This window comes from Paracoccus sp. MC1854 (assembly GCF_014164635.1).
Lineage (GTDB): Bacteria > Pseudomonadota > Alphaproteobacteria > Rhodobacterales > Rhodobacteraceae > Paracoccus.
Window position 1 is genome coordinate 1 of record NZ_JACJFU010000002.1, and the last position, 11,980, is coordinate 11,980.

Here is an 11,980-nt window from a genome sequence, read left to right on the forward strand (position 1 = left end):
TGCTTCAACAAGCTGAAGAACGCCCGCCGCGTCGCCACCCGCTACGACAAAACCGCCGAAAGCTACCTGGCATTCATCGACGTTACCTCCATCCGCCTCTGGCTCCGCCATTTGTCAACATGACCTAGTGTTAAGGACCGCAAGCGCTATTCGCGCCCAGCGGCACCGGGTCGGGATCGGCATGATCGCCATCATCTCGCCTCCATTGCACGACGTGGTCACAGCGTACCACGCCAGGTTGAATCCCGCGCCCCTTGTAGAGAGGGTGAAGTTAGGTAACATAAGTCCGGACATTAGACGAACGGAGTCACAATGTCCGGACTAGACCTACTTCGCGAAGGGGAATTTGACCCCTCAACTAGCGATCTAGTTCATAAGTTTCAGGCTCGCGAGAGGAAGTACCTTCACTTCGACAATCGGTTAACTGAACGTCGAAGAGAGATTAGTTATGACTTCGAGATTGAGGAAACCCCTCACCGGTTTTATCCTTTGCTCGGGTATACCAAGCTTGTTCGCCGGGTAACGTTGAGCGCATCAGGCGAACCGCAGGTCGTTCCTAAGCCTAGGGAAATAAAGTACGCCTCCCATCGAGACTCTGCCTATCTCGAGGCATATTCCTCTTGGCTGTCGCTCGCATATGAAGCTGAGCTAAAGAAATCCAACCTTGATAGGTGCGTGCTTGCGTACCGCAAAGGAAATGCTACCAATATCCATCATGCAAAGGCGTTGTTCGATGAGGTCGCCCATCGCGCCGACTGCGTTGTGACGGCCTTGGACATCAAAGGGTTCTTCGACTCTCTTCTCCATCAGCACCTTAAACACGAGTTACTTGAACTATTGGATGCTGGGCGCTTGGAGGGACATCATTGGACGATATTTAAGAACGTCACTCGCTATTCATGGGTGGAGCAAGAGGCACTAGAAGTTGCCCTTGGACCCAAAAGGAAAAAGAAAGGACGCATTTGCACTGCGGAAGAGTACGTCACAAAGGTCCGCGGAAAAGAAAATAACTTGATAAGAGTAAATAAAAACCCTTGGGGGATTCCACAAGGCACCCCTATATCGGGCCTTTACGCCAACATCTACCTTCTTTCATTTGACCGGCGTATGCTCCGGTATGCCAATTCAATCGGCGGAACCTATCGAAGGTACTCGGATGACATAGCCGTTGTAGCACCACCCCACATCAGACCAGAGGACGTGGTACAAGAAATCGAACGTGCTATTTCCAGCTATGGCCTTCAACTATCAACTCATAAGACTGAGCTTTCAGTGTTTTCCCGAGGCCTATGCCAAAACGAAAACCGGCCACTTCAGTACCTCGGATTCACGTACGATGGCAGAAAATTCTTTATTCGCACCGCGTCAATGCTTCGCTATCAAAAAAAGATGCGGCAGGGCATAAGAGCAAAGCTGATTGCAGCGAAGGCCCAAGGAATACCTTCGAGAAACGTCTACCAGAGACAGCTACTGAGTCGATACACTCACCTTGGAAAAGGCCGAAACTTTGTGAAGTATGCTTATAGAGCAGCAGAGATCATGAACGCCCCCAGCATACGTCATCAGATCAAGAACCATCCCCGGTGGTTTCAGCGAGCTTGGCACAAAGAGGTGATAAGAGCTTACGGCGACTTGGTTACTTCCGCATGAAGTCCTTGCGGTAGTGCCTTTATGCACTGCAACACCGCCCGCTACCTCCCCCTCAGCCACGCCATCGTATCCGCCCGAGCCGAGCGCTTCTCCTCGTCCAGCGGCACCCCCGGCTCCTCGCTCATCAGCCGGGCGGCGTCAGGGCCGAGGTCCTCAAAGTCCTTCTGCGCCTCGCCCCAGCCCGGCTTGCGGCCGTCCAGCCCCTCGCCCTCGCGCCGCGACAGGTAGTCCATCGTCTCGCCCCCGCGCAGCAACCCCGCCAGCCGCGCGTGCATGAAGGCGCGCAGCACCGCGTTCATGCGCGGGCCATAGCCCTCGCCCATGCCGCGGAAGAAGCGGACCACGTCCTCCTCCAGCGCGATCGTCACCCGGATGCGCTTGGCCTCGCCGCGCTCCCGCGCGATCTCGTGCCAGGCCTCGGGGATGCGCCCCTCGGTCAGGACCTTCTGGTGCAGGTCCCATTCCAGCCGCCGCATCGCGTCGGCCATGTAGTGATAGTTGATCCGCCTTGCCGTTTCGGCCTTCGTCTCGCCCATGCGCGCCTCCTGCCCTTTGGCCGCAGTCTGGCGGAACGGGGTTAACGCCCCCTCAACGGGGCGTTCGCACGGGTTGTGCATGGATCGTGCATCCCCCGTGCATCGGATGTGCAGGGCGTTCTCCGGGGAAATCCCGCCCCGGACAGGCAGGGGCCGGAGTTCCGAAAGCGCGCCCCGTTGCGCCCCGCACGCGGCCCCCGTATGCCGTCGCAAAGGGGTTTTCCGCATGAGCGTCAACAGCTTCGGCCGCATCTTCACCGTCACCACCTGGGGCGAAAGCCACGGCCCCGCGCTCGGCGCCACCGTGGACGGCTGCCCCCCCGGCATTCCCCTGAATGAGGCCGCGATCCAGCCCTTCCTCGACCGCCGCCGCCCCGGCCAGTCGAAGATGACCACGCAGCGGCAAGAGCCTGATTCCGTTCGAATTCTTTCGGGCGTTTTCGAGGGCCGCACCACCGGCACCCCCATCCAGCTGACCATCGAGAACACCGACCAGCGCAGCCGCGATTACGGTGAGATTGCCCATGCCTTCCGCCCCGGCCATGCCGACATCACCTATCACCTGAAATACGGCCACCGCGACTATCGCGGCGGCGGCCGCTCCAGCGCCCGCGAAACCGCCGCCCGCGTCGCCGCCGGGGGGGTCGCCCGTGCGGTCCTGCGCGAATTGGCGCAACACCTGACCATTACAGGTTATATGGTGCAGATGGGCGATCTCACGGTCGACCGCGCGCGCCTTGACCTGAACGAAATCGACCGCAATGACTTCTTCCTTCCCGATCCTGCGGCAGTCCCCGAATGGACCGACTACCTGTCCCGCATCCGCAAGGAACAGGACAGCGTCGGCGCGGTCGTCGAAGTGCTGATCCAAGGCTGCCCGCCGGGCCTCGGCGCGCCGGTCTATGGCAAGCTCGACACCGACCTTGCGGCGGCGATGATGTCGATCAACGCGGTGAAGGCGGTCGAGATCGGCGAGGGCATGGGTGCCGCCCGCCTGAAGGGAACCGAAAACGCCGACGAGATCCGCATGGGTCCGAACGGGCCCGAGTTCCTGTCGAACCACGCCGGCGGCATCTTGGGCGGCATTTCCACGGGGCAGGACATCGTGCTGCGCTTTGCGGTCAAGCCCACAAGTTCGATCCTGACCCCGCGCCGGACGATCAACCGGGCGGGCGAGGAGATCGAGCTTGTCACCAAAGGCCGCCACGATCCCTGCGTCGGCATCCGCGCGGTGCCGGTGGCCGAGGCGATGGCGGCCTGCGTGATCCTCGACCACCTGCTGCTGGACCGTGCCCAGACAGGCAGCAAGCGAGGGGTGATCGGCTGAACGCCCGCCGCATGGCGCCGCCTAAGCGGCCTCGCGCAGCGGCTCGACGACAAAGGGCGTGATGGTCACGGCCTCGCCCTCGAAGACGCAGAAGGAGCCGGGCGGCACTTCCAGCCAATCCGCCTCATCCGCCTCCAGCGGTTCGGAGACAATGGCCCGACCCTGCCGCGTATCCGACCATCGATGATACAGGGTCGGCGCGAGGTCATCGGTCGCGTAGCGCACCGCATAAAGCCGCTCGCCATCCGAAAAGGCGCAAGTGAGCCGCACATGAGGAGTCGTGCCCCGCTGGCGCGCAAGATCCTGGAATCGCGCCGTGGCGCGAGCCAGCGCGGCATTCGGATCATGATCGAGCCCCTCGCCCAGGGCGCAGAGAAACAGCGCCTCGCTGTCGGTCGCGCCCTTTCGATGCGGGTAAAGCTCGTCGGGAATCAGCACCTCGGCCGCGCGGCGCCATGTGTTGTAGCCGCCGAACTGGCCGTTGTGCATGAAGGACCAGGGGCCGACCGCAAAGGGGTGGCAGTTGTTGCGGCTGGTCGCGGTGCCGGTCGAGGCGCGGACATGGGCCATGAACAGATGCGAGCGCACCGTGGCGGTCAGGCTGCGCAGGTTCGGGTCGGACCACGCGGGCATCACGTCGCGATAAAGCCCCGGCTCGTCCCGCTCACCATACCAGGCGAGGCCGAAGCCGTCGGCGTTGACCGGATTCTGGCAGCGGATGGCGCCATGGCTTTGCCGGACCAGCGAATGGCCGGGAAGGCTGACGATATCCTCAAGATAGATCGGCCTGCCGAGATAGGCCGCCCAGCGACACATTCTTGTCCCCCGCATTGGTGTTTGCGGGGAAACTAGCAGCAGCCGGGCGGAATATCAGCAGATTCCTTTGGCCTCGCGCGAGGCAGTTGATCACAATCCGCGCCAGGCTGTCGGTTAAGCAGCGTCGGCGATCACCTTCTCAACCGCCGCAATGGCCTGATCGAGCGCATCGAGCGAAGGTGCCCCGCCCTGCGCCCGGTCGGGACGGCCGCCGCCGCCCTTGCCGCCAAGGGCCGCGACCGCCGCCTGCACCAGCGAGACCGCGCTGACCCGCTCCGCCAGATCGGGCGTCACCGTTGCCGCCACCGTGGCCTTGCCGTTGTCCTCGGTCATGACGACCACAGCCCCGGTCGAAAGGCCCGAGCGCATCTGGTCGGCCAGCGCGCCCAGTTCCTTGCCCGAGACGCCCTCGACCCGCCGCGCGATCACCTGCACGCCGCCGATGTCCTTCGGCGCGGCCTCGGACCCGCCGCCCATCGCCAGTTGGCGCTTGAGTTGCGCGATCTCGTTCTGCATCGCCTTGCGGTCGTCAGCCAGCGCCTTGACCCGGCCCACCACGTCGCCCGACTGCGCCTTGAGCAGCCCCGCGATCTCGGACAACTGCCGCTCGGCCTCGCGCAGATGCGCCAGCGCCGCCTGGCCGGTCAGCGCCTCGACCCGCCGCACTCCGGCAGACGACGCGCTGTCCCCCAGCAGAACGAAAGCACCGATGTCGCCGGTGCGGCTGACATGGGTGCCGCCGCAAAGCTCGATCGAGTAGATGTCGCGGCTCAACCCCTTGCCCGAGCCCTCGCGCCGGCCCATCGAGACCACGCGCACCTCGTCGCCGTATTTCTCGCCGAACAGCGCCTGCGCGCCCATGTCGCGCGCGTCGTCGGGCGCCATCACCCGCGTCTCGACAGGCGAGTTCTGGCGGATGACCGCGTTCACCTCGGCCTCGATCCGCGCCAGTTCCTCGGGCGTCAACGCCTTCCCGTGGCTGAAGTCGAAGCGCAGCCGGTCCTCGGCATTCAGGCTGCCCTTTTGCGCGACATGCTCGCCCAAGGCATTCCGCAGCGCCTCGTTCAGCAGGTGCGTGGCCGAGTGGTTGGCCTGGATCGCCCCCCGCCGGTCGATGTCCACCGACAGCGTGGCCCCCTGCCCGCGTGAAATCTGGCCCAGTGTGACTTCCGCGAAGTGGACGAACAGGCTGCCGGATTTCTTCGTGTCCGTCACCTGCGCCGCGCCGGTCTCGGTCTTGATGAGGCCGGTGTCGCCCACCTGACCGCCGCTCTCGGCATAGAAGGGCGACTGGTTGACGACGATCTGGACCTGCTGGCCCTCGCCCGCCGTCTCGACCTCGGAACCGTCCTGCACCAGCGCCAGAAGCGCGCCCTCGGCAGCTTGGGTGTCATAGCCCAGGAACTCGGTCGCGCCGTGACGTTCGGCCAGGTCGAACCAGATCGCGGCGTCCCTGGTCTCGCCCGAGCCAGCCCAGGCGGCGCGGGCCTTGGCCTTCTGCTCGGCCATGGCGGCGTCGAAGCCCGCGACCTCGACGCCCCGGCCCTGCTCGCGCAGCGCGTCCTGCGTCAGGTCCAGCGGGAAGCCGTAGGTGTCGTAAAGCTTGAAGGCCGTCTCGCCCGGAAGGTTCGCCCCTTCGGGCAGGCGGCCGACCTCGTCCGACAGCAGCCGCAACCCTCGGTCGAGCGTCTGCTTGAAGCGCATCTCCTCGCCCCGCAGCGTTTCCTCGATCATCGCCTGACCGCGGCTCAGTTCCGGGTAGGCCGCGCCCATCTGTTGCACCAGCGCGGGCACCAGCCGGTGCATGACCGGATCCTGCGCGCCCAGCATATGCGCATGGCGCATGGCACGGCGCATGATGCGGCGCAGGACATAGCCGCGCCCCTCGTTCGAGGGCATCACGCCATCCGCGATCAGGAAGCTGGTGGACCGCAGGTGGTCGGCGATCACCCGGTGATGCACCTTGCCCGGCCCGTCGGGGTCCGAATTGGTGACATTGGCCGAGGCCTCGATCAGCGCCCGCATCAGGTCGGTGTCGTAGTTGTCGTGCTTGCCCTGCAGCAGCGCGCCGACCCGTTCCAGCCCCATGCCGGTGTCGATCGAGGGGTTCGGCAGCGGCTTCATCGAGCCGTCCTCGAACTGCTCGAACTGCATGAAGACAAGGTTCCAGATCTCGACGAAGCGGTCGCCGTCCTCCTCGGCGGAACCGGGCGGGCCACCCCAGATTTCCGGCCCGTGGTCGTAGAAGATTTCCGTGCAGGGGCCGCAGGGTCCGGTCGGGCCCATGCGCCAGAAGTTGTCGTCGGTCGGAATGCGGATGATGCGGTCGTCGGTCAGGCCCGCCACATTCTTCCAGATCTCCGCCGCCTCGTCGTCGGTGTGATAGACGGTGACCAGCAGCTTGTCCTTGGGCAGGCCGAAGTCCCTGGTCAGCAACTCCCAGGCATAGGGGATCGCGTCTTCCTTGAAATAATCGCCGAAGCTGAAATTCCCCAGCATTTCGAAGAATGTATGATGCCGCGCCGTGTAGCCCACGTTGTCGAGGTCGTTGTGCTTGCCCCCCGCCCGCACGCATTTCTGCGCGGTGGTCGCGCGGGTGTAGTCGCGCGTCTCAAGGCCCGTGAACAGGTTCTTGAACTGGACCATCCCCGAGTTCGTAAACATCAGCGTGGGGTCGTTGCGGGGCACGAGGGGCGAACTGTCCACGCGCCGGTGGCCGTTCCGTTCGAAGAAGTCGAGGAAGGTCGAGCGGATGTCGTTCAGGCTGGCCATGGCGTCTATCCTGGGGAAATGCTGCCGCGCAGAGATAGCGATGCCCCCGCCCGCTGTCCAGAATGACACAAGACGCGCGGCGCGCCCCTGAACAAGCAAACGGCCGCCTTGCGGGGCGGCCGTCCTGTCAATTGACGCTTACTCCTCGGTCAGCGCGTCGTCGCCATCCTCGGTCGCGGTGAACTCCAGCCCATGACTGGCGCGGATTCGGTCCTCGATGGCCAGCGCCACCTGCGGGTTGTCGCGCAGGAACTGCTTGGCGTTCTCGCGCCCCTGCCCGATCCGCTCGTCGCCATGGGAATACCAGGCGCCTGACTTTTCCACCACGCCGGCCTTGACGCCCAGATCGATCAGCTCACCGACCTTGGAAATCCCCTCGCCATACATGATGTCGAACTCGACCTGCTTGAAGGGCGGCGCGACCTTGTTCTTGACGACCTTCACCTTGGTCGAGTTGCCCACTACTTCGTCGCGGTCCTTGATCGAGCCGGTGCGGCGGATGTCCAGGCGCACCGAGGCGTAGAACTTGAGGGCATTGCCGCCCGTCGTCGTCTCGGGGTTCCCGAACATGACCCCGATCTTCATGCGGATCTGGTTGATGAAGATCACCATGCAGTTCGACCGGCCAATCGAGGCGGTCAGCTTCCGCATCGCCTGGCTCATCAGGCGGGCCTGGCTGCCCATCTGCATGTCGCCCATGTCACCCTCGATCTCGGACTTGGGCGTCAGCGCCGCGACCGAGTCGATCACAACCAGGCTGACCGCGCCGGACCGGACCAGCGTGTCCACGATCTCCAGCGCCTGCTCGCCCGTGTCGGGCTGCGAGATCAGCAGCTCGTCCAGGTTCACGCCCAGCTTGCGGGCGTAAAGCGGGTCCAGCGCGTGTTCCGCGTCCACGAAGGCGCAGACGCCGCCCTTCTTCTGTTCCTCGGCCACGACATGCAGCGTCAGCGTGGTCTTCCCCGAGCTTTCCGGCCCGAAGATTTCGATGATGCGGCCCTTGGGCAGGCCGCCAATCCCCAGCGCGATGTCCAGCCCCAGCGAGCCGGTCGAGGTCGACTCGATCTCGGCCACCGGATTGTCCGCGCCGAGCTTCATGATCGAGCCCTTGCCGAACTGGCGTTCGATCTGCGCAAGGGCGCTGTCGAGCGCCTTCTGCCGGTCCGCGCTGCGTTTGTCGTCCATCTTCAGGATGCTCGCCCCAGACATTTTCACCTACTCTATTGCAGCGCGGGACCGTGCACAACGATGCAGCGCAGCCATTCTTTGTTCACCTGATGTTCTGCACGCCATCTGGTGATTTTGGTGCCTGACCACAAGGACATGCCGCCCTCGAATCGCACTCTGCAGAAAGAATCTTAACAAACCGTTGAGTGGCTTCTGCAGGCCCGCTTGTGGCCGGATTTCGGCGCGGTATTCTCGCGCCATGCACCTTCCACCGCCCCTGCCCGCCGGGTTCCGGCGATGACCCCCGCCGCCCGCGCCGCCGCGGCCATCCAGATCCTCGACGCGATCCTGCAGGGAGAGCCTTCCGAGGCGCAACTGACCCGCTGGGCCCGTGCCAGTCGCTTCGCCGGATCGGGCGACCGCGCCGCGGTGCGCGACATCGTCTATGACACGCTGCGGCGCCGGCGCAGCCGTGCTGCCTTGGGAGGCGCGGACAGCGGACGTGGCTTGGTCCTCGGCGCCCTGCGCGAGACCGGCACCAATCCCGACACGATCTTCACCGGCGAAGGCCACGCGCCCGCACCCCTGACGGTGGCGGAACGGGCGGGCGGGCGGGCGCCGACGGAAGCAGAGGTGACTGACCTGCCCGACTGGATCGCCGAGACAATGAAAGCCGATCTCGGCAGCGGGTTCGTTCCGGTCGCGGCGGCGCTGCGCGACCGCGCGCCCGTGTGGCTGCGCGCGAACCTTGCCCGGACGACCGCGGCCGAGGCCCGGCAAGCACTCGCAGCCGACGGCATCGCCGCCGAACCCGATCCCCGCTGCGGCACGGCCCTGCGGGCGACGGAGGGCGAGCGGCGCATCCAGGGCTCGGCCGCCTACAGGGAGGGGCTGGTCGAGCTGCAGGACCTGTCGCCCCAGATGGCCTGCGCCGCGCTGCCGATCGCACCAGGGACCACCGCGCTTGATTTCTGCGCCGGGGGCGGGGGCAAGGCGCTGGCGCTGGCGGCGCGCGGCGCGCGGGTGACGGCATGGGACGCCGCGCTGGGACGGATGCGCGACCTTCCGGCCCGCGCGGCCCGCGCCGGGGTGAGAGTCAGGATCGCGGAGGTGCCGGATGGCCTTCATGATCTCGTGCTGACGGACGTGCCCTGTTCCGGCTCGGGAACGTGGCGGCGGACGCCGGAGGCGAAATGGCGGCTGACGCCCGCGGATCTGGACAGGCTGGCCGAGACGCAGGCCGCGATTCTCGACCGCGCCGCGCGTCATGTGCGGCCGGGCGGGATGCTGGCCTACATGACCTGCTCGCTTTTCGCCCGCGAGAACGAGGATCAAGTCGCGCGTTTCCTTGAAACGCATCCTGATTTCACGCTCAGGCGCGCGGCGACCCTGACGCCGATTTCCGCAAGCGACGGTTTCTTCCACGCGCTGCTTGTCTGTTAAACGACGGTTAACCTCCGGCCCGCTATGGTCGGGCGCGAATCGGGTGACGAGGCGGGAATGAAGCAGGGCGGGCTTTTGTCCTCGGGCAGGCTGGCGGCGGTGCCGGTCCTGATGCTGCCGGTGGTGCTCGGGGCGCTGTGGCTGGCGCTGGCGCCGGCGGCGGTGCCCCCGCGCGTTCTCGTGATTGCAGGCACGGTGGCAGTCGCCTGGTATCTTCTGGGCGGGATGATCGCGGGGCGGCGGCTGCTGGATCAGCTTTCGGTCGCCCGGCAGGTCCGGGCGGCGCGTGTCACCCTTGCGGACGAGCCGGGCTGCGCTTGGATCGTCGATTCCGAGGGCGCGATCCGGGGCCAGTCAGCACCGGCCGGACGGCTGCGGGACCTGACGGGGCGCGATGCGGCGGCGCTGCTGGCCGGCCACCGCGCGAACCCCGCGGCGGCTGCGGCGGCGCTGCTGGCGCGCGTCGCCGACGGCAGGCCCGTGCAACTGCCACTTGGCGATGGCTTGATCCTGGACGCGCGGCGCATTCCCGACAGCACGCTGCAGTTCTGGCGCATCGAGACGCCGCAACCCGAACCTGCCGCGACGGCTGCGGGCATCGGCCTCGATTACCGCACGGTGCCCATTGCCCTCCTCGACCTCGACCCGGATGGCCATGTGCTGACCACCAATCTGGCGGCCGAGGCGCTGCTGGGTCCGATCGCCCCCGGAACCTTTCTCGGGGACCTGCTGGAGGGGCCCGGCCGTCCCTTGGGGGACTGGCTGGCCGAGGTCCGCGAGGGCCGCGACACCGGGCGCGGCGAGGTGCTGCAGACCCGCACCGGCGATGTCGAACGCGCGCTGCAGGTGACGCTTGCCTCCAGCCCCGGCATCGACCGGATCGTCGCGGTGCTGACGGACGTGAGCGCGCTCAAGACGCTGGAAGCGCAGTTCGTGCAAAGCCAGAAGATGCAGGCCATCGGCCAGCTTGCCGGCGGCATCGCGCATGACTTCAACAACCTTCTGACCGCGATCACCGGCCATTGCGACCTGTTGATGCTGCGGCGCGACAACACCGATCCCGATTACGCCGACCTGCACCAGATCTCGCAGAACGCCAACCGCGCGGCGGCGCTGGTGCGGCAGTTGCTCGCCTTCTCGCGCAAGCAGACGCTCAGCCCCGAGATCATCGACCTGCGCCATGTCCTGTCGGACCTCAGCCACCTGCTCAACCGCCTGGTCGGAGAGCGGATCATCGTCACCGTCACCAACGACCCCTCGCTGCGGCCGATCCGGGCCGACGGGCGGCAGTTCGAACAGGTGCTGATCAACCTCGCCGTGAACGCCCGGGATGCCATGCCGAAGGGCGGCGAGATCGCGATCCGCAGCGAGAACGTCAGGCTCCGCACCGGGCTGACGCTGGAAGGGGCCAGCATCCCCCAGGGCGAGTATGTCCGCATCACCGTCTCGGACCAGGGCTGCGGCATCCCGCCCGAGACGCTGGACAAGATCTTCGACCCCTTCTTCACGACCAAGAAACAGGGCGAGGGCACTGGCCTTGGCCTTTCGACCGTCTATGGCATCGTCAAGCAGACCGGCGGATACATCTTCTGCACAAGCACTCCGGGCGAAGGCACGATCTTTGCGCTGTATTTCCCGGCCCAGCGGCCGCGTCCGGCGGAAAGGCCCGCGCCGGCCGCGGCAAGCCCGGCGTCCCCGCGCAGCGGCGAGGACCACCGCCGCACCGTGCTGCTGGTCGAGGACGAGGCCCCGGTGCGCGCCTTCGCGGCGCGCGCCCTGCGGCTGCACGGCTTTGACGTGATCGAGGCGGACAGCGGAGAACGGGCGCTTCAGATCCTGTCGGATGCGGCGCTGCGGGTGGACATCTTCCTCACCGACGTGGTCATGCCGGGCCTTGACGGCCCCGGCTGGGTCCGTATGGCCCTGCAGGCGCGCGAGGGCACGCGGGTGATCTTCATGTCGGGCTACATGGACGCGACCCTGTCGGACAACAACATGGCCATTCCCAACGCCCTGTTCCTGCCGAAGCCCTTTTCGCTGTCAGAACTCGTCGCAACCGTGGAAAGTCATCTCGCCGGCAGCATGGCCCCGGCCCGGCCCACCGATGGCGCCCCTCCCGACGCCTAGGGAGCCAGCCGGTTCAATGCGCGGCTGCGATCACTGCGGCCAGCCGGGACGGCTGCCAGCCGGGAACGGCGCGGCCGCTCAGAAGCCGCTGGACAGGTTCCCCGCCCCATCGTAGGGAAGGGCAAAGCCGCCGCTGGCTTAT

At 65.9% G+C, this 11,980-nt stretch carries 8 protein-coding genes and 1 pseudogene; 5 read left to right on the top strand and 4 right to left on the bottom strand.

The annotated features are described in order from the left end of the window. Both H5395_RS02025 and drt2 read left to right on the top strand, forming a co-directional pair. Positions 1 to 123 (top strand): annotated as a pseudogene (locus H5395_RS02025) (IS5/IS1182 family transposase); the annotation flags it as partial. A 189-nt stretch (positions 124 to 312) separates the two neighbouring features. After that, a complete protein-coding gene (drt2, locus tag H5395_RS02030) occupies positions 313 to 1,650 on the top strand; it encodes an antiviral reverse transcriptase Drt2 (protein ID WP_182790873.1) in 1,338 nt (445 codons plus the stop codon). 41 nt (positions 1,651 to 1,691) lie between these two features. Here the strand turns inward: drt2 and H5395_RS02035 are convergent, their stop codons facing one another. Further along, entirely contained in the window at positions 1,692 to 2,186 is a 495-nt protein-coding gene (locus H5395_RS02035; RefSeq protein WP_182790874.1) for a BrnA antitoxin family protein, read from the bottom strand. Between the two features lie 226 nt (positions 2,187 to 2,412). Between H5395_RS02035 and aroC the strand changes: the two genes are divergently transcribed. Beyond that, positions 2,413 to 3,513, top strand: coding sequence for a chorismate synthase (gene aroC, locus H5395_RS02040; protein WP_182790875.1), 1,101 nt, complete (start codon positions 2,413 to 2,415; stop codon positions 3,511 to 3,513). A 21-nt stretch (positions 3,514 to 3,534) separates the two neighbouring features. On the opposite strand, the gene H5395_RS02045 is transcribed toward aroC, so the two are convergent. The 3 genes from H5395_RS02045 to recA form a co-directional block, all read right to left on the bottom strand. After that, positions 3,535 to 4,329: a class II glutamine amidotransferase gene (locus H5395_RS02045; RefSeq protein WP_182790876.1), complete on the bottom strand. Its 795-nt coding sequence runs from the start codon at positions 4,327 to 4,329 to the stop codon at positions 3,535 to 3,537. A gap of 114 nt (positions 4,330 to 4,443) precedes the next feature. Beyond that, positions 4,444 to 7,101 (bottom strand): alanine--tRNA ligase, encoded by a 2,658-nt coding sequence (gene alaS, locus H5395_RS02050; protein WP_182790877.1) that lies wholly within the window; start codon positions 7,099 to 7,101, stop codon positions 4,444 to 4,446. Positions 7,102 to 7,239: 138 nt separating this feature from the next. Then, positions 7,240 to 8,310 carry a recombinase RecA gene (gene recA, locus H5395_RS02055; protein WP_182790878.1) on the bottom strand — a complete coding sequence of 357 codons (1,071 nt, stop codon included), beginning with the start codon at positions 8,308 to 8,310 and terminating at the stop codon, positions 7,240 to 7,242. Between the two features lie 255 nt (positions 8,311 to 8,565). On the opposite strand from recA, the gene H5395_RS02060 reads away from it, so the two are divergent. Together H5395_RS02060 and H5395_RS02065 are read left to right on the top strand one after the other, a co-directional pair. Further along, on the top strand, positions 8,566 to 9,711 hold the full coding sequence (locus H5395_RS02060) for an RsmB/NOP family class I SAM-dependent RNA methyltransferase (protein WP_182790879.1): 1,146 nt from the start codon (positions 8,566 to 8,568) through the stop codon (positions 9,709 to 9,711). Positions 9,712 to 9,735: 24 nt separating this feature from the next. Continuing rightward, the gene (locus tag H5395_RS02065; RefSeq protein ID WP_182790880.1) at positions 9,736 to 11,838 is read left to right on the top strand and encodes a PAS domain-containing sensor histidine kinase; all 2,103 of its coding nucleotides are present in this window, start codon (positions 9,736 to 9,738) and stop codon (positions 11,836 to 11,838) included. Positions 11,839 to 11,980: the final 142 nt, after the last annotated feature.